Origin of the sequence: Nocardioides koreensis, assembly GCF_039531775.1 — a bacterium.
GTDB lineage: Bacteria > Actinomycetota > Actinomycetes > Propionibacteriales > Nocardioidaceae > Nocardioides > Nocardioides koreensis.
On the sequence record NZ_BAAAQR010000016.1, the window covers coordinates 22,636 to 43,401 of the forward strand.

The 20,766-nt window shown below is 72.0% G+C and carries 16 protein-coding genes and 1 pseudogene; 10 read left to right on the forward strand and 7 right to left on the reverse strand.

Annotated features, from left to right (window positions below; genetic code table 11):
- Window positions 1–4: 4 nt before the first annotated feature.
- Window positions 5–1,156, forward strand: a complete 1,152-nt coding sequence (locus ABD268_RS20650; protein ID WP_344157045.1) for a glycosyltransferase — start codon at window positions 5–7, stop codon at window positions 1,154–1,156.
- Here the strand turns inward: ABD268_RS20650 and mptB are convergent.
- Window positions 1,101–2,501 (reverse strand): polyprenol phosphomannose-dependent alpha 1,6 mannosyltransferase MptB, encoded by a 1,401-nt coding sequence (gene mptB / locus ABD268_RS20655; RefSeq protein ID WP_344157048.1) that lies wholly within the window; start codon window positions 2,499–2,501, stop codon window positions 1,101–1,103. The two genes, ABD268_RS20650 and mptB, sit on opposite strands and share 56 nt — an antisense overlap.
- Before the next feature lie 201 nt (window positions 2,502–2,702).
- Here mptB and ABD268_RS20660 point away from each other — a divergent pair, with 201 nt between their 5' ends.
- The 8 genes from ABD268_RS20660 (at window position 2,703) to ABD268_RS20695 (ending at window position 9,988) form a co-directional block, all read left to right on the forward strand.
- Window positions 2,703–4,052 (forward strand): UDP-glucose dehydrogenase family protein, encoded by a 1,350-nt coding sequence (locus ABD268_RS20660; protein ID WP_344157051.1) that lies wholly within the window; start codon window positions 2,703–2,705, stop codon window positions 4,050–4,052.
- Window positions 4,053–4,185: 133 nt separating this feature from the next.
- Window positions 4,186–4,356, forward strand: coding sequence for a hypothetical protein (locus ABD268_RS20665; protein WP_344157054.1), 171 nt, complete (start codon window positions 4,186–4,188; stop codon window positions 4,354–4,356).
- Between the two features lie 25 nt (window positions 4,357–4,381).
- Window positions 4,382–4,903 (forward strand): PH domain-containing protein, encoded by a 522-nt coding sequence (locus ABD268_RS20670; RefSeq protein WP_344157057.1) that lies wholly within the window; start codon window positions 4,382–4,384, stop codon window positions 4,901–4,903.
- A gap of 37 nt (window positions 4,904–4,940) precedes the next feature.
- On the forward strand, window positions 4,941–5,432 hold the full coding sequence (locus tag ABD268_RS20675; protein WP_344157060.1) for a MarR family winged helix-turn-helix transcriptional regulator: 492 nt from the start codon (window positions 4,941–4,943) through the stop codon (window positions 5,430–5,432).
- Window positions 5,432–5,980, forward strand: a complete 549-nt coding sequence (locus tag ABD268_RS20680) for an MmcQ/YjbR family DNA-binding protein (protein WP_344157063.1) — start codon at window positions 5,432–5,434, stop codon at window positions 5,978–5,980. The genes ABD268_RS20675 and ABD268_RS20680 overlap by 1 nt, the downstream gene beginning before the upstream one ends.
- Before the next feature lie 39 nt (window positions 5,981–6,019).
- Window positions 6,020–7,753, forward strand: a complete 1,734-nt coding sequence (gene icmA, locus ABD268_RS20685; protein ID WP_344157066.1) for a coenzyme B12-dependent isobutyryl-CoA mutase large subunit — start codon at window positions 6,020–6,022, stop codon at window positions 7,751–7,753.
- 26 nt (window positions 7,754–7,779) lie between these two features.
- Window positions 7,780–8,997 (forward strand): acetyl-CoA hydrolase/transferase family protein, encoded by a 1,218-nt coding sequence (locus tag ABD268_RS20690; RefSeq protein ID WP_344157069.1) that lies wholly within the window; start codon window positions 7,780–7,782, stop codon window positions 8,995–8,997.
- A gap of 10 nt (window positions 8,998–9,007) precedes the next feature.
- Entirely contained in the window at window positions 9,008–9,988 is a 981-nt protein-coding gene (locus tag ABD268_RS20695) for a co-chaperone YbbN (protein ID WP_344157072.1), read from the forward strand.
- A 67-nt stretch (window positions 9,989–10,055) separates the two neighbouring features.
- Here the strand turns inward: ABD268_RS20695 and ABD268_RS20700 are convergent, their stop codons facing one another.
- Window positions 10,056–10,943, reverse strand: coding sequence for a LysR family transcriptional regulator (locus ABD268_RS20700; protein WP_344157076.1), 888 nt, complete (start codon window positions 10,941–10,943; stop codon window positions 10,056–10,058).
- Between the two features lie 92 nt (window positions 10,944–11,035).
- On the opposite strand from ABD268_RS20700, the pseudogene ABD268_RS20705 reads away from it, so the two are divergent.
- Window positions 11,036–11,845, forward strand: a pseudogene (locus ABD268_RS20705) (EamA family transporter); the annotation flags it as partial.
- Window positions 11,846–11,881: 36 nt separating this feature from the next.
- Here the strand turns inward: ABD268_RS20705 and ppdK are convergent.
- The 5 genes from ppdK to treS are packed head-to-tail and all read right to left on the reverse strand — an operon-like array spanning window position 11,882 to window position 20,763.
- Window positions 11,882–14,548: a pyruvate, phosphate dikinase gene (gene ppdK, locus ABD268_RS20710; protein WP_344157079.1), complete on the reverse strand. Its 2,667-nt coding sequence runs from the start codon at window positions 14,546–14,548 to the stop codon at window positions 11,882–11,884.
- 49 nt (window positions 14,549–14,597) lie between these two features.
- The gene (locus tag ABD268_RS20715; RefSeq protein ID WP_344157082.1) at window positions 14,598–15,386 is read right to left on the reverse strand and encodes an NUDIX hydrolase; all 789 of its coding nucleotides are present in this window, start codon (window positions 15,384–15,386) and stop codon (window positions 14,598–14,600) included.
- Between the two features lie 9 nt (window positions 15,387–15,395).
- The gene (gene glgB / locus ABD268_RS20720) at window positions 15,396–17,636 is read right to left on the reverse strand and encodes a 1,4-alpha-glucan branching protein GlgB (protein WP_344157085.1); all 2,241 of its coding nucleotides are present in this window, start codon (window positions 17,634–17,636) and stop codon (window positions 15,396–15,398) included.
- On the reverse strand, window positions 17,633–19,036 hold the full coding sequence (locus tag ABD268_RS20725) for a maltokinase N-terminal cap-like domain-containing protein (protein ID WP_344157088.1): 1,404 nt from the start codon (window positions 19,034–19,036) through the stop codon (window positions 17,633–17,635). Before ABD268_RS20725 ends, glgB begins: the two co-directional genes overlap by 4 nt.
- Entirely contained in the window at window positions 19,033–20,763 is a 1,731-nt protein-coding gene (treS, locus tag ABD268_RS20730) for a maltose alpha-D-glucosyltransferase (protein WP_425573776.1), read from the reverse strand. Before treS ends, ABD268_RS20725 begins: the two co-directional genes overlap by 4 nt.
- Between the last annotated feature and the right edge of the window lie 3 nt (window positions 20,764–20,766).

The following is a 20,766-nucleotide window of genomic DNA, read 5'->3' on the forward strand; positions in this document are numbered from 1 at the left end:
CCGCGTGCGCATCGCCCAGCTGGCCAACTTCATCGGACCCGCGTCGGGAGGCATGAAGACCGCTGTCGAGCGGCTCGGTGCCGGCTACGCCGACGCCGGGGTGCCGCGGCTGCTCGTCGTCCCCGGCGCCCGGGACGCCCGCACCTCGACGGAGCACGGCGACGTCGTGCAGCTGCGAGCCCCGATGGTGGGCGGGGGCTACCGGATGATCCTCGAGCCGTGGCGGGTCGTCGACCTGCTCGAGGACTTCGCGCCCACCTCGATCGAGGTCTCCGACAAGTCGACGCTGATGCCGGTCACCCGCTGGGCACGCCGGCGCCGGGTCGGGTCCGTGCTGCTCTCCCACGAGCGCCTCGACGCGATGCTCTCCCTTCGAACCGGACTGGGCACCGGACCGGGCGTGCGGGCGCCGGTCCAGGTGCTCAACCGGGTCCTGGTCCGGCAGTTCGACACGGTCGTGGTCACCTCGAGGTTCGCCCGGCACGAGTTCCGGTCGGTCGCGGCCGCCGCGGGCACGGCCCTGCACCGCATCCCGCTCGGGGTCGACCTCGCCACGTTCAGGCCGGTGCCGGCCCGGGCCGGTCGGGGCGACGTGCTGCGCCTGGTCCATGCCGGGCGGCTGTCCCGGGAGAAGAGCCCGCACCTGGCGGTCGCGACCGCCGTGGCGCTGCACCGGCGCGGCGTACCGGTGCGCCTCGACGTCTACGGCACCGGCCCGCACCGCGGCGAGCTCGAGGCGCTCGCGGGGAGCGCGCCGGTGGTCTTCCACGGCCACGTCGCCGGCCGCGGCGAGCTGGCCCGCCGGCTCGCTCGGGCCGACGTCGCGCTGGCGGTGTGCCCGGGCGAGACCTTCGGCCTCGCGGTCCTGGAGGCCCTGGCCTGCGGCACGCCGGTCGTGACCGCGGCGTACGGCGGGGCGCGCGAGCTGGTCGACGCCGACTGCGGCGCCTGGGCCGATCCCGACCCCGAGCTCCTCGCGGACGCGGTGGTCGACCTCGCCGCCCGACCCGCGACGCCGGCCCGGACGGCCGCCCGGGCCCGCGCCGAGCAGTTCTGCTGGAGCACCAGCGTCGACAGCATGCTGGCCGTGCACGCAGGCGTCACCGGGCCGGAGCGCGTGGAGCCTCGAGGTGGTCGGACGGAGCGGACTGCCTGATCGACCGCGCCAGGACCACCAGGGCCCCGAGGACGAGGGCGGTGGTGACGACCGTCGCCACCGGCCTGCCCTGCAGGGAGGACCCGAGCGGTGCGCTGACCCCGAGGGCGAGCGCGACCCAGGTCAGCACCGCCCGGATCCCCGGGCCGAGGGCGCAGGCGGCGAGGAGAGGGATGATCCACAGGAAGTACCAGGGCTGCACGACCGGGCTCAGCAGCACCGTCACGGTCAGCGCGCAGGTCGCGGCGTGCAGCCCGCCGGTCCGCGTCCCGGTCGACCACCAGAGCGCGATCCACCCGACGGTCGCGACCACCAGGGCGGCCCCGAGCACCTCCGTCCCGGGGACGAGGCGCCCCAGCTGGGTCGTGAGCGACAGCGGGGTGTCGATCTGGGCGGGCACGCCGAGGGCCGCGACCCAACCGGTGCCGACCCGGCTGACGTAGCCGGTCCCGACCAGGGTCGCCACGCAGACCGCACCCACCTCGGCCAGGCGCCGCAGCCGTGCCGGCAGGGTCGCGGCGACCGGCAGCGACAGCAGGGCGACGCCCACGCAGACCAGGCCCCCGGGCACCTTGACCGCGGCGGCCAGGCCGGCGACCACGGCGCCCGGCAACCAGCCACGCTCGGCGGCCACCACGAGCGCCGCGGCGGCCAGGCCCACCATGACGAGGTCGTTGTGCAGCCCGCCGACCCCGTGCGCGAGCACCAGCGGGCTGGGCAGCACGACCGCGGAGACGAGGACCGGGTCGCGCCCGCTCCATGCCGCGAGCCGGGGGAGTGCCCACGCGAGCAGCGCCAGGCCGGCGAGGGCGAGCAGCCGGTGCGCGACGACCAGCAGCCAGGGATCCGCGATGATCCCGGCCGCCCCCGCGCCCCACAGGAGCGGGAGCGGGCCGTACGGCGTCGGGGTCGCCATCCAGCGCGGGTCGACCGCCTCCACGATGGGGCCGTGGAGGATGCCCGGCCCCCACACGTAGGGCGACAGTCCCAGACGGGTCAGCTCGCCCTGGGCCGCGTAGCTCCAGCCGTCCCGGCTGAACAATGGCGGCGCCAGCAGCAGCGGGGCGCACCACGCGGCCGTGGCACGGCGTACGACCGCGAGGTCCACGAGCCCCGCCCCGGCCGCGCGCCACAGCCGCACCCAGGCCGCGGCCACCAGGACGAGCCCGGCGCCGACCATGACGATGCCGATCGTCCGTCCGGCCGCGGTGTCGCGCGCCGCCAGCTGGGCGAGTCGGCAGGAGTCGGGGAGCGGGGAGACGACCAGGCCGCCGACGAGGAGCAGCACCGCGCCGTACGTGCCGAGTCGGAGGGTCTCTGACGATCCGGGCTCGGGAGAGGTCACGCGACGACGCTAGGAGGGCCCGGCGATGCGCCGGGGTCCCTCGCGTGAACGACGCGGCAACGGCGACCGACCTGCCCGCTCGGTGCCGGGTCGGGGTGACGAGGCGTTCGGCACCCGTTCACGAGACCTTCAGGACAAAGCGGACGGCCGGTCGGCCGGCCCGCCCACGGTGGTGGCGACGCCCTCGAGGAGGAGACCAACATGTCCGTCACCCCGACCATCGACCAGCCCCGTCTCACCGTCATCGGCACCGGGTACCTCGGCGCCACGCACGCGATCTGCATGGCCGTCCTCGGCTACGAGGTCCTGGCCCTCGACCGCGACCACGCCAAGATCGAGGCGCTCGCCGCAGGTGTGGTCCCCTTCCACGAGCCCGGCCTGCCGGAGATGCTGCGCAAGGCGCTGGACTCGGGTCGCCTGCGCTTCACGACCGACGTCGCCGAGGTGGCTGCCTTCGGCGACGTCCACTTCGTCTGCACCGGCACGCCGCAGCTGCCCGACTCGCTCGGGGCAGACCTGAGCCAGGTCGAGGAGGTGCTGCGCTCGCTGGCGCCGTACCTCTTCCGGCCCTGCCTGGTCGTCGGCAAGTCCACGGTGCCGGTCGGCACCGCCGCGCGGCTGCACGGGATCCTGCAGGCCGCCGCGCCGTGCGGGAGCGACGTGGAGCTCGCCTGGAACCCCGAGTTCCTCCGCGAGGGGCACGCGATCGAGGACACCCTCCACCCGTCGCGGCTGGTGTTCGGAGTGGTCTCGGAGCGGGCGCGGCGGCTGCTCGAGGACACCTTCCGGCCGCTCCTGGACGCCGGGGTGCCCACCGTGGTCACCGACCTCGCGACGGCGGAGCTGGTGAAGGTCGCCGCGAACTCGTTCCTGGCGACCAAGATCTCCTTCATCAACGCCATGGCCGAGGTGTGCGAGACGACCGGCGCGGACGTCTCGGACCTGGCCTCGGCGCTGGCGTACGACGACCGCATCGGCGGCCGGTTCCTCAAGCCCGGTCTGGGGTTCGGCGGCGGCTGCCTGCCCAAGGACATCCGGGCGTTCATCCACCGGGCGGAGGAGCTCGGCACCGGGCAGAGCGTCTCGTTCCTGCGCGAGGTGGACGCGATCAACCAGCGTCGGCGCCGCCGTACCGTCGACCTGGTGCGCGAGCAGGCCGGCGGCGACCTCCGCGGGGTCCGCGTGTGCGTGCTGGGCGCGGCGTTCAAGCCGCACTCCGACGACACCCGCGACGCACCCGCGCTCGACGTGGCCGCCCAGTTGCACGCGGCCGGCGCCCACGTGGTCGTCTTCGACCCGCAGGCGATCGAGAACGCCCGGCGCTCGCACCCCCAGCTGGAGTTCGCGGGCACCGCGCTCGAGGCGGCCGAGGGTGCGCAGGTCGTGGCGCTGCTGACCGAGTGGGACCAGTTCCGGGGGATCGACCCCCGGGTGCTGGGCCGCGTGGTCGGGGCGAGGGCCGTCGTGGACGCCCGGAACGTGCTCGACGCGGGCACCTGGCGGGACGCGGGCTGGCGCTACCGGGCGCTCGGGCGCGCGGCCGCCGCGTGAGTGTTGCGCACATCACACGCGCAGCGGGGGCGTCTTCGGGGAGGCCGGGCGCGCCTGTCCCCACCGCTCCGACGACCCTGCTAGACACGTCTGGACCAGTGCTGTCGGGGGTAGTGGATGGAGTTTGTTCGGGATGAACGCCAAGAAGGTCGTCCTCGTCCTGCTGGTGCTGTTCCTCGGCTTCTGGATGTTCCAGGACCCGCACGGCTTCGCCGTGTCCGCCAGGGAGCTGTTCTCCGGTTCGTGGGACGCACTCACGGTCGTGTTCCGCGGCCTGATCCGGTTCCTCGGTGAGCTGAGCTGAGCAGGATGAGACGGAGCGTGCGTCGGTGAGGCTGTCGCGGCCGACGGACCTGGACATCGGCCGGCACCTCCTCCGCGAGGAGGGTGAGGTCATCGTGGACGTGGTGCACCACCACTGGGCGGCGTACACCCTTTCGCTCCTCGAGAGCGCGCTCGCGGTGCTCATGCTGGGGGCGACCTCGGTGGTGCCCGTCCAGCTGTCGACCGTGCCGTTCGTGCTCGCGCTCGGCCTGTTCGCCCACGCGGCGTGGGGGGCCGCACGCGAGCGCAAGGACCGGTTCGTGATCACCAACATGCGGGTGTTCCGGGTGCACGGGGTGCTGTCCCAGACGCTCGCCACGATGCCGCTCCACCGGATCCTCGACATCACGGTCGTCAAGCCGTTGCACGGGCGGATCCTGGGGTTCGGGCACTTCGTGTTCGAGTCCGCCGCCCAGGAGCAGGGCCTGCGCGACATCCGGTACGTCGGGCGGCCCGACCAGCGCGACCTGGCGATCCAGCGGGTCGTGCAGCGCTCCGGCCTGCGCGGTCCCCGGCGGGTGAACTAGCGCGGTCCGGACCCTCCCGTCCGGATAGGGTGCGCGCATGTCGCGCCTGCCCTTCGACCCGATCGACGAGGCCGCCCGGCAGTGGGGGCAGCGCTGGCCCGGGGTGCCCGCCATGCACGCGGTCACCTCGCTGATGCGGGTCCAGCAGCTCGTCATCGGCCGGCTCGACGCGATCCTCAGGCCGCACGGGCTCACCTTCGCCCGCTACGAGGCGCTGGTGCTGCTGGTCTTCTCCTCCCGCGGCTCGCTGCCGCTGGGCAAGATGGGGGAGCGGCTGCAGGTCCACCCGACGTCGGTCACCTCGATCGTGCAGCGGCTCGAGGCCGCCGGGCTCGTCGTGCGCCGCCCGCACCCCGAGGACGGCCGGGCCGTGCTGGCCGAGATCACCGAGGCCGGACGCGCCGTGGTGGAGCAGGCCACCCAGGACCTCGTCGGCGCGGACTTCGCCCTCGGTGCGCTCACGGAGGCCGAGCTGACCACGCTCTCCGCGCTGCTCGCGCCGGTGCGGCACGCCGCCGGCGACTTCTGATGAGCACCGCCGACGACGTACGCCGCGTGGGGTTGGCACTGCCACGCGCCTACGAGCGCCAGGTCCGTGGCCGCTGGAAGCTCAAGGTCGGCCAGATCGTGTTCGTGGCGTTCTCGACGGATGAGCAGGACATCGGCTTCGGGTTCCCGAGGGCCGAACGGGACGGGCTGGTGGCGTCCGACCCGGAGACGTTCTTCCTGCCGGCGGCGCGAGACCTGCGCTACCAGTGGGTCTGCGCGCACCTGGCGCGCCTCGACGCCGACGAGCTGCGCGAGCTCGTGACCGATGCCTGGCGGATGTGCGTGCCGGCCATGCTGCACGAGCTCCCCGAGATGCCGGAGCCCACGGCCGCGGCCTGGGCGGCGATGGACGCCGGGAGCTGGGGCGAGGTCCGGCCGCTGCTGCACCCGCACGTGCAGTGGTCCGACGGCGCGCTGCACCTGCGCGGTCGCAACCAGGTGCTCGAGCACCTCCGCAGCCACCCCACGCCCCGGCCGCCGCGGCAGGTGGAGGTGCGGCACGGGCAGCTGTACCGCTGGGTACGGTGACGACTTCCCCGAACTAGTAGGACGTCCTACTATCTGTCCATGGTCTCGACAAGCTCGACCGACGATGGTTCGGCACGCGCCCGCTGGCAGTCCCGCTACGAGAAGTCGCGGGTCCGCGACGTCGACTTCACGACGCTCAGCGGCCTGGAGGTCCAGCCGGCGTACGGCACCGAGGACTCCGAGTGGCCCGGCGAGTTCCCGTTCACCCGGGGCCTCTACCCGACCGGCTACCGGGGCCGCACCTGGACGATCCGGCAGTTCGCGGGCTTCGGCAACGCCCAGCAGACCAACGAGCGCTACAAGATGATCCTGGGCCGCGGCGGGGGTGGCCTCTCGGTGGCCTTCGACATGCCGACGCTGATGGGGCGCGACTCCGACGACCCGAAGTCGCTCGGCGAGGTCGGCCACTGCGGCGTGGCCGTCGACACCGCGGCCGACATGGAGGTCCTCTTCGACGGGATCGACCTGGGCGACGTCACCACCTCGATGACGATCAGCGGTCCGGCGGTCCCGGTCTTCTGCATGATGCTCGTGGCCGCCGAGCGTGCGGGCGTCGACACCGGCACCCTCAACGGCACGCTCCAGACCGACATCTTCAAGGAGTACATCGCCCAGAAGGAGTGGCTCTTCGGCCCGGAGCCGCACCTGCGCCTGATCGGCGACCTGATGGAGCACTGCGCCGAGAAGATCCCGGCGTACAAGCCGCTCTCGGTCTCCGGCTACCACATCCGCGAGGCCGGCTCGACGGCCGCGCAGGAGCTGGCCTTCACGCTCGCCGACGGCTTCGGGTACGTCGAGCTCGGGCTCTCCCGCGGCCTCGACGTGGACGTGTTCGCGCCCGGGCTGTCCTTCTTCTTCGACGCCCACGTGGACTTCTTCGAGGAGATCGCGAAGTTCCGCGCGGCCCGCCGGATCTGGGCCCGGTGGATGCGCGACGTCTACGGCGCGAAGACCGAGAAGGCCCAGTGCCTGCGGTTCCACACCCAGACCGCCGGTGTGTCGCTGACCGCCCAGCAGCCCTACAACAACGTGGTGCGCACGGGCATCGAGGCGCTCTCGGCGGTCCTCGGCGGCACCAACTCGCTGCACACCAACGCCCTCGACGAGACCCTCGCGCTGCCCAGCGAGCAGGCCGCCGAGATCGCGCTGCGCACCCAGCAGGTGATCATGGAGGAGACCGGCGTAGTCAACGTCGCGGACCCGCTCGGTGGCTCGTGGTACGTCGAGGCCCTCACCGACAAGATCGAGGCCGAGGCCAACGCGATCTTCGACAAGATTCTCGCCATGGGCGGATCCACCCTCACCCATGCCGACACCGACCGGCTCGCCGAGACGATGCGGCGCTCGACGGGCGCGACGGGTGACCAGGCCGAGTGGCCGGTCACGCGTGGCCTGCTGCGCGGCATCGAGGAGGGCTGGTTCATGTCGGAGATCGCCGAGGCGGCCTTCCAGTACCAGACCGCCCTGGAGAAGGGCGAGAAGCGGATCGTCGGCGTCAACTGCCACGAGGAGTCCGTCACCCACGACCTGGAGATCCTGCGGGTCTCGCACGAGGTCGAGGTCGAGCAGGTCCGCGAGCTGGCCGGGCGGCGCGAGTCGCGCGACTCCGCGGCTGCCGCGGCTGCCGTGCAGCGCATGGTCGAGGTCTCGCGCACCGACGAGAACATGATCGAGTCGATGCTGGAGGCGGTGCGCGCCGAGGCCACGCTGGGCGAGATCTGCGACGCGCTGCGTGCCGAGTGGGGCGAGTACCGCGAGCCGGCCCGGTTCTGATCGACAGGTTCTGATCCAATCGCGGGGTGAACCTCGCCGGGCTGCTGGCCGGACTGCCCCCTGATCCGCGCGTCGTGGTGTCCGGCAACCACGCGACGCCGTGGCACGCCCTCGCACTGCTCGACGCGGCGCTGCCGTCGTACCGGCTCTGGGCGCTCAACGGGCAGCACGGGCTGCCGGACCGGGACGGGGTCGTCCTCGAGACGTCGTTCGTGGGACCGGGGATGCGGCGCAGCCCGCGGCTGAGCTACGTGCCCTCGCGGCTGTCCCTGGTGCCGAGGCTGTTCGAGACCTCCCTGGTCCCCGACCTGGTCCTGGTGCACACCACGCCACCGCGGGACGGTCGGGTCTCGCTCGGCACCGAGGTCAACGTGCTGCCGGCCGCACTGGACGCGGCACGACGCCGCGGCGGGCGGGTCGTCGCCCAGGTGAACCGGCAGATGCCGTGGACCTTCGGCGACGCGCTGCTCGACGTCGACGACGTGGACGTGATGGTGGAGGCGGACGAGCCGCCGGCGCACGCCCCGGTCGCCGCCATCGACGAGAAGTCCGCACGGATCGGCAGCCTGGTCGCGGCGCGGGTCGCCGACGGAGCCACGTTGCAGGCCGGCATCGGTGCGGTGCCCGACGCGACCATGCACGGGCTGGTGGGCCGCCGCGGCCTGCGGATCTGGACCGAGATGTTCTCGGACAGCGTGCTCGCGCTGGAGCGGGCCGGCGCGCTCGACCGGGAGGTGCCGATCCGCTCGTCGTTCCTGTTCGGGTCGCCCGAGCTCCTCGCGTGGGTCGACGGCAACGAGCGGGTGGAGATGGTCCGCACCGAGGTGACCAACGACCCGGCCCGGATCGCGGCCAACCGGGCCATGGTCAGCGTCAACACCGCGCTCCAGGTCGACCTGTTCGGCCAGGCCAACGCCTCGCGGATCCGGGCCCGCATCCACTCCGGCTTCGGCGGACAGACGGACTTCATCGTGGGCGCGCTGCACAGCGTCGGCGGTCAGGCACTGATCGCGCTGAGGTCCTGGCACCCCAAGGCGGACTGCTCGACGGTGGTGCCGCTGGTGGACGAACCGGTGACCTCCTTCCAGATGAGCGCGATCGTCACCGAGCAGGGGACCGCGGAGGTCTTCGGCCGCGACCAGCGGGAGCAGGCGCGGCAGATCATCGAGAACGCCGCCCACCCCAGCGTGCGCGAGGAGCTCTGGGAAGAGGCCGCGGCTCTCGGGCTGGCCGGCGCTCTCTAGGATTGGCCGCATGACGCAGCAGCCGTTCAGCCGTCCCGGAGCGATCGACCTCTCTGCCCTCAAGCGCCCGGCAGCGCCGGCGTCCGGTGGTGCACCCACCGGTCCCGCGGGCGCCGCGGCCGGAGGCGCGTCCGCGGAGGATTCCCGCGACGCCTCGGGGTCGCCGTACGCCGTGGACATCTCGGAGCAGAACTTCCAGGCGACCATCGAGGCGTCGATGACCGCGCCGGTGATCCTGGTGTTCTACTCGCGCACCCGGATGCCCGAGAGCGGACAGCTCGCCGACGACCTGCTGACGGTGTCCGCGGAGTTCGAGGGGCGCTTCCTGGCCGGCCTCGTCGACATCGACGCCGCGCCGGCCATCGCGCAGGCGATGCAGATCCCCTCGATCCCGCTCGTCGTCGCGGTCATCGACGGCCGCCCGGCCCCGCTGCTGCAGGACGTGCTGCCGCTCGAGGAGCTGCGCACGGCGCTGACCCAGGTCATGCAGCAGCTGACCACGCAGGGGATCACCGGACGTCACCAGCCGCGCACGGGGGCGCCGACCGAGGCGGCCGCAGAGGGCGAGGAGGAGGAGGTCGACCCGCGCTACGCCGCCGCCCAGGAGGCGCTCGGCGACGGGGACATCGACCGCGCGGTCGAGGAGTACCAGAAGCTCGTCGACGCCAACCCCGCCGACGCCGAGGCCGCGGCCGGGCTGGCGATGGCCCAGGTGCTCCAGCGCACCCAGGGCGTCGACCTCCAGAAGGCACGCGAGGCCGCGGCGGCCAACCCCGACGACGTCGACGCCCAGACCATGGTCGCCGACCTCGACATGCTGGGGGGCCACGTCGACGACGCGTTCAACCGACTGGTCGAGCTGGTGCGCCGCAGCTCCGGGGACGAGCGCAACCAGGCCCGTGAGCACCTGCTCGGCCTCTTCGGCGCCGTCGGCAACGACGACCCGCGCGTGCTGCGCGGCCGGCAGAACCTGGCGTCCGCGTTGTTCTGACGGGGAGTGAGGCCATCACCTCTTCGCGTTGATCGAACGTTCGATCAACGCGGGAGGATGTCCCTTCTCAGCGCGCCAGGGCGGCCAGCACGGCGCTGACGGCGGGGGAGTCCGTCATCGAGCGCCGGTGCACGGCGACGATGTCGCGGGTCGGCACCGGGTCGTGCGCGCGCAGGGCGACCAGCTCGTCGCCGAGGGGCTGACGGCCCAGGCGTGGCACCAGGGCGATGCCGAGTCCTGCCCGCACCAGCGCGAGGTGCGAGTCGAACTCCATCGAGGTGTGCGCGATGCGGGGCAGGCGGCCGGTGCCGTCGTACATGCGGGTCAGCCACTGGCGGCAGATGGTGCCCTCGGGGGTGGCGATCCAGTCCTCGTCGACCAGGTCGCGCGGGCTGACGCGGGCGCGACCGGCGAGTGCGTGGTCGAGCGGGACGACCACGTCCGCGACGTCGCTGGCCAGGGGAGTGGTGGCGAGGTGGTCCGGGGTCGCCAGCGAGACGTCGCCCCAGCTGTGCACCACGCCGATGTCGGTCTGGCCGGAGGCGACGAGGTCGATGGTGTCCCAGGGCTCGCGCTCGGTGAGCGCCAGGGTGAGGGCGGGGTGCTCGTCGCGGAGACGGCGTACGACGGGGGCCACCAGGCCGCGCATCGCCGTCGAGAAGGCGGTCAGCCGCAGTCGGCCGGCGACCGCGCCGGCCTGCAGGTGCAGGCCCGCTTCGACCTCCTCGAGGTCGGTCAGCAGGCGCGACCCGGCGTCGACGAGGTGCCGGCCGTGCCGGGTGAGCATGACGCCGCGGCCGACGCGCTCGAGCAGCGGCACCCCGGTCTGCCGCTCCAGGCGCTTGACCTGCTGGGACACCGCGCTGGGGGTGAAGCCGAGGGCCTCGGCGGCCCCGACCACCGAGCCGTGCGTGGCGACGGCCCGCAGCGAGGCGAGCGCCGGCAGATCGATCATGCAGTGATGCTACATGGATCAGTGCATGATCGTTCGCTGGTGCTGCATGGTCATGGTCCGGCACGCTGGACGGCGTGAACCGACGGGACTCGATGCTGGCGGCCGCGGTGGCGGCGATCTGGGGCTTCAACTTCGTCGTCATCGACTGGGGAATGCGCGGGGTGCCACCGCTGCTGTTCGCGGCGGTGCGGTTCACGGCGGTCCTCCTCCCCGCGGTGCTGCTCGTGCCGCGGCCGGCCGCGCCCTGGCGGGTGGTCGCCGCGGTCGGGGCGTTCATGTCGCTCGGGCAGTTCGGGTTCCTCTACGTCTCGATGGCCGCGGGCATGCCGCCGGGCCTGGCCGCGCTGGTGCTCCAGGCCCAGGTGATCTTCACGGTGCTGATCGCGGCCGGCGTCCTCCGCGAGCGTCCTACCGCAGCCCAGCTGGTCGGCATCGTCCTCGGTTCGGCAGGGCTCGTCGTCGTGGCGGCCGGGCGCGGCGGTCACGTCAGCGCGGCGGCGCTGGTCCTGTGCCTGCTGGGGGCGCTGTCGTGGGGGATCGGCAACGTCGTCTCCCGGGCCTCGGGCGTGGCGGGCGGTCTCTCGTTGACGGTGTGGTCGGCCCTGGTCGTCCCGGTGCCGCTGCTGGGTCTGTCCCTGGCACTGGACGGGCCGCAGGCGGTCTCCTCGGCGCTCGCGTCGTTCTCGTGGCAGGCCGCGGTCTCGACGCTGTACACCGCGGGACTGGCCTCGCTCGTGGGCTACGGCATCTTCAACTCGCTGCTGTCCCGCAACCCGTCCTCCGCAGTCGTGCCCTGGGTGCTGCTCGCCCCGGTGGTCGCGATGGCCTCGGCCTGGCTCCTCCTCGGCCAGCACCCGAACGCGGCCGAGACGCTCGGCGGGCTCGTCCTGGTGGCCGGGGTGCTGGTCGCCCTGCGGCCCAGCGCCCGGGCGCGGCCGTCAGTCACCTCCCACGGAAGAGCGGCCGGCCTCGAGGCGGGCGACCGGCACCCGGAACGGCGAGCAGGAGACGTAGTCCAGCCCCACCTCGTCGAAGAAGTGGATCGACGCGGGGTCACCGCCGTGCTCGCCGCAGATCCCGAGGTGAAGGTCGGGTCGTGCCTCCCGTCCCCGCGCCGCGGCGGTGCGCACGAGTGACCCGACCCCCTCGGTGTCGAGGGACTCGAACGGCGACACCGGGAAGATTCCCTGGTCCAGGTAGGCGCCGAAGAACGCCGCCTCGACGTCGTCGCGCGAGAAGCCCCAGGTCATCTGCGTGAGGTCGTTGGTGCCGAACGAGAAGAACTCGGCGGCCGCCGCGATCTTGTCGGCGGTGAGCGCGGCCCGCGGCAGCTCGATCATCGTGCCGATGCTGAACGACAGGTCGACGCCGGTCTCGTCGCGCACCTCGCGGGCCACGTCGACGATGCGTTGCTTGACGATCTCCAGCTCCCGGACCGAGGCGACCAGGGGGATCATGATCTCCGGGTGCGGGTCACCGCCGTCCCTGACCCGTGCCGCCGCGGCCTCGAGGATCGCGCGCGCCTGCATCGTGAACAGGCCGGGGATGACGATGCCGAGCCGCACGCCGCGCAGGCCGAGCATCGGGTTCTGCTCGTGCAGCCTCCGGACGGCCTCGAGCAGCTTGCGCTGCCGCTTCTTGCGGTGCCCGCGGGTGTCCGCCAGCGCCATCGCGACGGACAGCTCGGTGAAGTCGGGCAGGAACTCGTGCAGCGGCGGGTCGATCAGCCGGATCGTCACCGGGAGCCCGTCCATCGCCTCGAGGATCTCGATGAAGTCCTGCCGCTGGAGGGGGAGCAGGGCGTCGAGCGCCTTGCGCTGGCCCGCCTCGTCGTCGGCCACGATCAGGTTCTCCACCAGCTCGCGACGCTCGCCGAGGAACATGTGCTCGGTGCGGCACAGGCCGATGCCCTGGGCGCCGAAGCGGCGGGCCCGGGCGGCGTCCTCCGCGGTGTCCGCGTTGGTGCGGACCAGCAGCCGGCGCTTGGAGTCCGCGTGCTCCATCAGCCGGGCGACCGCGCTGACCGCGGGGTCGTCCACCTGCTGGCCCTCGAAGTACTGCACCACGTGCGACGCGGCCACCGGCACGGCACCGTCGAACACCTCGCCGGTGGTCCCGTCGATGGAGATGACGTCGCCCTCGTGGATGGTCTTGCCGTCACGGACGGTGAACCGTGCCTCCCGGACGTCGACGTCGAGCGCCTCGGCGCCGCAGACGCAGGTGCGGCCCATGCCTCGGGCCACCACCGCGGCGTGCGAGGTCTTGCCGCCCCGACTGGTCAGGATGCCCTTGGCGACCACCATGCCGTGGAGGTCGTCGGGGCTGGTCTCCTTGCGGACCAGGATCACGTCCTCGCCGCGGTCGGCCCACTCGACGGCGGTCGCCCAGTCGAAGACCGCCTTGCCGACCGCCGCGCCGGGCGAGGCGTTCATGCCCCGCGCCAGCAGGGTGCGCTCGGCGCTCTCGTCGAACCGCGGGAACATCAGCTGGGCCAGCTGGGCCCCGTTGACCCGGCCGAGGGCCTCGTCGAGGTCGATGAGGCCCTCCCCGACCATGTCCGCCGCGATCCGGAACGCCGCCTCGGGGGTCCGCTTGCCGACGCGGGTCTGCAGCATCCACAGCTTGCCGAGCTCGATGGTGAACTCGATGTCGCACATGTCGCGGTAGTGCTCCTCGAGGGTCTGCATGATCCCGAGGAGCTCGTCGTGGGACTTCTGGTCGATCTCGCCGAGGTCGGCCAGCGACACGGTGTTGCGGATGCCGGCCACGACGTCCTCCCCCTGCGCGTTCTGCAGGTAGTCGCCGTACACCCCCTGCGCACCGGAGGCGGGGTCCCGGGTGAACGCGACGCCCGACCCCGAGGTCATCCCGCGGTTGCCGAACACCATCGCCTGGATGTTGACCGCGGTGCCACCGTCCTCGGCGATCTGCTCCTGGCGGCGGTAGAGCACCGCGCGGGGGGTGTTCCAGGAGTCGAACACCGCGCGGACCGCGAGGTCCATCTGCTCGCGGGGGTCCTGGGGGAACGGCCGGCCGGCGTGCTCCTCGATGGCCTTCTTGAACGCCGAGACCAGCTCGCGCAGGTCGTCGACGTCCAGGTCGAGGTCGGCGGTGGTGTCCTTGCGCCGCTTCAGCTCGTCCAGCTCGGTCGAGAACACCTCGTCCTCGATGCCCAGCACCGTCGCGCCGAACATCTGCAGCAGCCGGCGGTAGGAGTCCATCGCGAAGCGCTCGTCGTCGCTCTGCGAGGCCAGGCCGTGCACGGACTCGTCGTTCAGCCCGATGTTGAGGACGGTGTCCATCATCCCGGGCATCGAGTGCTTCGCCCCGGACCGCACGGACACCAGCAACGGGTCGGTCGGGTCACCGAGGCGTCGTCCCATCGCCTCCTCGAGGCGGGCCAGGTGCTTGCTCACCTCCGCGGCCAGGTCGCCGGGCTCGCTGCCGTGCTCGAGGAAGGCACGGCAGGCCTCGGTGGTGATCGTGAACCCGGGCGGGACCGGCAGACCGAGGTTGGTCATCTCGGCGAGGTTGGCACCCTTGCCGCCGAGCAGGTCCTTCTGGTCCTTGTTCCCCTGTGCGAAGTCGTAGACATAGGTGGTCACAGGGCATCTGTACCCCGTTTCGCCCCCGATGGGCAGGGCCCAGCGGGGTTCAGATCCCGGATTCGGTGTACGCCGACGCGGCGCCGCCGCCCCGGCCGAGCTGGTCCAGAGCAGCGCGGACGCGCCGCGCCGTGAAGTCCGCGCAGCGCTTCTCGACCTGCTCCGGCGTGCAGAACTCGGCGGCCCGGATCTCCCGGGTCTGCTTGACCACCCGTTCGAGGATCGCGGTCTCGTGGGTGCCGCCGTCGAAGACCAGGCACAGCGCGTCGTCCCAGCCACCCCACGGCGGCAGCCAGTCGGTGAGCAGGAGGGCTCCCGCCTCGAGCTCGAGGCCCAGCTCCTCCTCGACCTCGCGGGCCACGGCGAGCTGCGGGGACTCACCCACCTCGACCACACCACCGGGCAGGTCCCAGTCCTGCTTGTAGGTCAGCTGGCACAGGAGGACACGCGCGTCGGAGTCACGGATCAGCATCTGGCTGATCGCGCGCTTGCGGGGGAGGAACGAGTTGAGCAGTGCCCGGAACCCGTCGGGCTCGTGGGCGGGCGCGTCGGTGGCCAGCCGTGCGTAGACGATCCGGTCGACGGTCTCGCCGTCCACGGTTACCCCGCGCATCACCCCCTCGCGGCGCAGCCCGGACCAGGTGGCCACCCGTTGGGCCAGCTCGTCCTCGGGCGCGACCAGGGCCTCCACCCGCGGGTGCGCGACGAGCGCGGCCTCGACCTCACGGCGTACGACGTCGACGGCTGCGGAGAGCCCCTCGTCGTGCAGCTCGGGGACCCACTCGATACGCGCGATCCCGAGGGCGACGGTGGACACGGTGGTGGGCTGCTCGGACACGCAACAACCCTAGTCGCGGCGCCTGAACCACACCGTGGCCAGCGGCGGCACCACGATGTCGGCGTGCGCCGGCTGGCCGGACCAGTCGCCCTCGACCGCGGTGACCGCGCCCATGTTGCCGACCCCGGAGCCGGTGTAGGACTCGGCGTCTGTGTTGAGGACCTCGTCCCACACGCCCGCCTGCGGCAGCCCGAGCCGGTAGCCCTCGTGCGGGACGGCGGCGAAGTTGGCCACGCAGACCAGATCGGGGGTGGCGAGATCGGAGGTGGCCGGATCGGAGGTGGCGCCAGGACCGGTGCCGCCGCGCCGGATGAAGGAGAACACGTTGCGTCCGGCGTCGTTGGCGTCGATCCACTGGAAGGTGCCCGGGTCGTTGTCACGCGTCCAAGCGGCCGGGGTGCCGGCGTAGACCCGGTTGAGGTCGCGCACCAGCGACTGGACGCCCCGGTGCTCGGGGTGGTCGAGCAGCCACCAGTCGAGCTCGCGGGCCTCGGCCCACTCCGACTCCTGACCCATCTCGGCGCCCATGAACAGCAGCTGCTTGCCGGGGTGTGCCCACATGAAGCCGAGGTAGGCGCGCAGGTTGGCCAGCTGCTGCCACCGGTCGCCCGGCATCTTGCGCAGCAGCGAGCCCTTGCCGTGCACGACCTCGTCGTGGCTGATCGGCAGCACGTAGTTCTCCGACCAGGCGTAGACGAGCGAGAAGGTCATCTCGCCGTGGTGGTAGGAGCGGTGCACCGGCTCGTGCTGCATGTAGCCCAGCGAGTCGTGCATCCAGCCCATGTTCCACTTGAAGCCGAAGCCCAGGCCGCCCTCCGAGGTGGGGCGGGTGACACCCTCCCAGGACGTGGACTCCTCGGCGATGGTGATCGCGCCCGGCACCCGCTTGTAGACCGTGCCGTTCATCTCCTGGAGGAACTGCACGGCCTCGAGGTTCTCCCGACCGCCGTGCACGTTGGGCGTCCACTCGCCCGGCTCCCGGGAGTAGTCGAGGTAGAGCATCGAGGCGACCGCGTCCACGCGCAGCCCGTCGATGTGGAACTCCTCGAGCCAGTAGAGCGCGTTGGCGACCAGGAAGTTCCGCACCTCGCGGCGGCCGAAGTTGAAGACGTAGGTGCCCCAGTCCGGGTGCTCGCCGCGCGACGGGTTCGGGTCCTCGTAGAGGGGCGTTCCGTCGAAGCGGGAGAGCGCGAACTCGTCCTTGGGGAAGTGCGCGGGGACCCAGTCGACGATCACGCCGATCCCGGCCTGGTGGAGGCGGTCCACGAGGTACCGGAACCCGTCGGGGTCGCCGAAGCGCGCGGTCGGGGCGAAGTACGACGTGACCTGGTAGCCCCACGAGCCACCGAACGGATGCTCCATCACCGGCATGAACTCGACGTGGGTGAAGCCGAGGTCGGTGACGTAGGGGACCAGGTGGTCGGCGAGGTCGGCGTACGAGTAGAGACCGCCGCCGTGGTGCTTCTTCCACGAGCCGAGGTGGACCTCGTAGACCGACATCGCCTCGTTGACCGGCTGCCGGCCGGCCCGGGAGGTCATCCACTCGTCGTCGCCCCAGCTGTAGGACGACTCGAAGACCACCGACGACGTGGCCGGCGGCACCTCGGTGTGGAAGGCCATCGGGTCGGCCTTCTCGCGCCACTGGCCGTCGGTGCCGAGGATCAGGAACTTGTAGCCGGTGCCGTTGCCGACACCGGGGACGAACAGCTCCCAGACACCGGACGTGCCGAGCTGGCGCATCGGGTGCTCGCGGCCGTCCCAGCTGTTGAAGGACGCCTTGATCCGCACCCCGCGGGCCGAGGGCGCCCACACGGCGAACGACGTGCCGCTGATCGTCTCGCCCAGCGGGGTCTCGTAGCGGTGGACGTGGGCACCGAGGACGTCCCAGAGCTGCTCGTGCCGGCCCTCGTTGATCAGGTGCAGGTCGACCTCGCCCAGCGTGGGCAGGAACCGGTACGGGTCGTCGATGACGGTCGCCTCGCCGCCGTAGGCGACCGAGACCCGGTAGTCGGGGACCTCGGTGACGGCGAGGACGCCGACCCAGATGCCCTCGTGCTCGTGCCGGAGCTCGGTCTCGGCCCCGTCGTGCAGGACGACCACCCGGGACGCGAGCGGCTTGAGGACCCGCACCGTGACCCCGCCCTCGTGGGGGTGCGCCCCCAGGACGGCGTGCGGGTGTCCGTGCTCGCCACGGACGACCTGGTCGAGCTCCTCGACAGGTACGGGCTTGACGGTGGGTGTGCTGGTCATGACACTCCGATCCTCGCCACGGCCGCGAGCGGGATCCCCACCCACGTCGGACGGTTGCGTGTTTCGTACACGGTCTCGTAGACGGCCTTGTCCGCGACGTACGCCTCGAGCAGGGTCCGCTCCTCGGGCGTCAGGTCGCGGCCGGCGTACGCGGCCAGGAAGGCGTCCCGGTTGCGGGTCGACCACTCGGCGGCGCGGTAGGCGCGCTGCTCGATCGCACCCTCCTGGTCCTCGCCCCAGGTGCGCTCCACCACCCGGGGCGCGTAGTCGAAGGACCGCAGCATCCCGGCGACGTCGCGCCAGGGGGAGTCGGGCAGCGCCCGCTCGGACAGCGGCTTGGCGGGCTCACCCTCGAAGTCGACGATCTTCCAGCCCCGCACCGTGCGCAGGGTCTGCCCCAGGTGGAGGTCGCCGTGGATCCGCTGCACGCGTACGCCGGGCAGGCCGCTCAGCGCGGCGTAGACGTGTCGCAGCTCGTCGGCGTGTGCCGCGAGGTCGGGCACCACGTCCAGCGCGGCGTCGAGCCGCCGGTTCATCGCGGCCGCCAGGGCGCCCAGGTCGTCCGAGGCGCGCTCCTCGACGGGGAAGTGGTCGGCCAGGGTGTGATGGGTCTCGGCCAGTGCCTCCCCGAGCCGGGCGGCCTCCCCGGCGAAGTCGCCGCCGACCTCGTCGGCGTGCAGGTCGGCCTCGGCGAAGAGGTTGCGGACGCTGGCCAGGGCGAGGTCCCAGCCGTCGGTGGCGGTGCGCAGGAACTGCTGGAGCATCGCCAGCTGGAGCACGGCGTCGCCGTTCTCGCCCTCCTGGCGCAGGGCCGGGCACTGCAGCCACCCGTAGAGCGCGGCGACGTGCTCCGAGCCGGCGCGGGTCAGCACGTCGTGGATCGCGATGTCGGGGTTCACGCCGGGGGTGATCTTGCGGAAGACCTTGAGCAGCGAGTCCTCGCCGAAGGCGACCGACGAGTTCGACTGCTCCCCGGTGAAGAGCGTCGAGTGCGCCTCCACGTCCAGCTCGTGCCCGGGCAGCCGGTGGAACGACAGGGCCAGGCCCTCCGGCGGGGCAGCGAACGAGCGCAGCCAGCACGCCATCGCCTCCCGGTCGTGGACCGCGTCGTAGACGTGGCTGGTGCCGAAGTCGCCGTCGGCCCACTCGCCGATGTAGGCGTGCTCGAGGCGCGCCTGCGGCTCGGGGTAGAAGGCCAGCGGCACCTGGTAGTACTCGTCCTCGCCGCCGTCCTCGTAGGCCAGCGTGGCCAGGTCGATGGCGACGCGGGGGCCGTCAGCCACGTGCCCGGGCACCTCCCCGAGCCGGCGGACGCCGGTGAGCGTGAACGCACGCCCCTTGCCGCCGAACCACCGCGACTGCTCGATGAACGGCTGGAGGAGCTCGAGCGGGTCGGTCACTGGGTGATCCCCTCGTCGGTGTCGGGCGCGGTCAGGCGGAACCAGTAGAAGCCGTACCCACCCAGCGTGAGGAGATACGGCAGCTCGCCGATCGCCGGGAACGGGACCCCACCGAGCAGCTCGACCGGGACCATGCGCTCCCAGCGGCGCAGGTCGAGCTCGACCGGCTGCGGGAAGCGGGAGAGGTTGTTCACGCACACGATCACGTCGCGCCGGCCGTCGTCGCCCTCGTGCTCGCGGGCGTAGGACAGCACCGTGGGGTTCGAGCCGCCGAGGTCGACGAACGAGCCGAGACCGAAGGCCTGGTGACGGCGTCGTGCCTGGATCATGCGCCGGGTCCAGTGCAGCAGCGAGGAGGAGTTCTCCAGCTGCGCCTCGACGTTCACGCTCTGGTAGCCGTAGACCGGGTCCTGGATCGCCGGCAGGTGCAGCTTGCCCGGGGTCGCCGAGGAGAAGCCCGCGTTTCGGTCGGGCGTCCACTGCATCGGCGTGCGCACGCCGTCGCGGTCACCGAGCCAGATGTTGTCGCCCATCCCGATCTCGTCGCCGTAGTAGAGGACGGGGGAGCCGGGCAGCGACAGCAGCAGGGCCGTGAACAGCTCGATCTGGTTGATGTCGTTGTCGAGCAGCGGCGCCAGCCGCCTGCGGATGCCGATGTTGGCCTTCATGCGGGGGTCCTTGGCGTACTCGCCCCACATGTAGTCGCGGTCCTCGTCGCTCACCATCTCGAGCGTGAGCTCGTCGTGGTTGCGCAGGAAGATGCCCCACTGGCAGCCGTGCGGGATCGGCGGGGTCTGCTCCAGGATCTCCGAGATCGGGAACCGCGACTCGCGCCGGACGGCCATGAAGATGCGCGGCATCACCGGGAAGTGGAAGCACATGTGGCACTCGTCGCCACCGGACTCGAAGTCGCCGAAGTAGTCCACGACGTCGGAGGGCCACTGGTTGGCCTCGGCGAGCAGTACCTTGCCGGGGTACTGGTCGTCGACGAACTTGCGGACCTTCCTGAGGAACTCGTGCGTCTCGGGCAGGTTCTCGCCGTTGGTGCCGGGACGCTCGTACAGGTACGGCACGGCGTCGAGGCGGAAGCCGTCGAGGCCCATGTCGAACCAGAACGAGATCGCGTCCAGCATGGCATCGTGGACCCGCGGGTTGTCGAAGTTGAGGTCGGGCTGGTGCGAGAAGAACCGGTGCCAGTAGTACTGCTGGCGTACCGGGTCCCAGGTCCAGTTCGACGGCTCGGTGTCGACGAAGATGATCCGCGCGTCCTGGTAGAGCTCGTCGGTGTCGGACCACACGTAGAAGTCGCCGAACGGCCCGTCGGGATCCTCCCGACTGGCCTGGAACCACGGGTGCTGGTCACTGGTGTGGTTCATGACGAAGTCGATGATCACGCGGATGTCGCGCTTGTGCGCCTCGTCGAGGAAGTGGTGGAAGTCCTCGACCGTGCCGCACTCGGGGAGGATGTTCGTGTAGTCCGCCACGTCGTACCCGCCGTCGCGCAGCGGTGAGGTGAAGAACGGTGGGATCCACAGGCAGTCCACGCCGAGCCACTGGAGGTAGTCCAGCTTCTCGGTGAGGCCCTTGAAGTCACCGGTCCCGTCGCCGTTGGAGTCCCGGAAGGACCGCACCAGCACCTCGTAGAAGACCGCGGTCTTGAACCAGTCGGGCGTGCTGCCGACGTTGTCGGGGAACGGGTCCGCCTCCGGGTCGCCGGTCGTCACCACCTC

Excerpts from the sequence above, each read along its gene's own strand:
- ABD268_RS20660 (WP_344157051.1), top strand. The coding sequence starts at position 2,703 with ATGTCCGTCACCCCGACCATCGACCAGCCCCGTCTCACCGTCATCGGC.
- ABD268_RS20665 (WP_344157054.1), top strand. The coding sequence starts at position 4,186 with ATGAACGCCAAGAAGGTCGTCCTCGTCCTGCTGGTGCTGTTCCTCGGC.
- ABD268_RS20675 (WP_344157060.1), top strand. The coding sequence starts at position 4,941 with ATGTCGCGCCTGCCCTTCGACCCGATCGACGAGGCCGCCCGGCAGTGG.
- ABD268_RS20680 (WP_344157063.1), top strand. The coding sequence starts at position 5,432 with ATGAGCACCGCCGACGACGTACGCCGCGTGGGGTTGGCACTGCCACGC.
- icmA (WP_344157066.1), top strand. The coding sequence starts at position 6,020 with ATGGTCTCGACAAGCTCGACCGACGATGGTTCGGCACGCGCCCGCTGG.
- ABD268_RS20695 (WP_344157072.1), top strand. The coding sequence starts at position 9,008 with ATGACGCAGCAGCCGTTCAGCCGTCCCGGAGCGATCGACCTCTCTGCC.
- ABD268_RS20700 (WP_344157076.1), bottom strand. The coding sequence starts at position 10,943 with ATGATCGATCTGCCGGCGCTCGCCTCGCTGCGGGCCGTCGCCACGCAC.
- glgB (WP_344157085.1), bottom strand. The coding sequence starts at position 17,636 with ATGACCAGCACACCCACCGTCAAGCCCGTACCTGTCGAGGAGCTCGAC.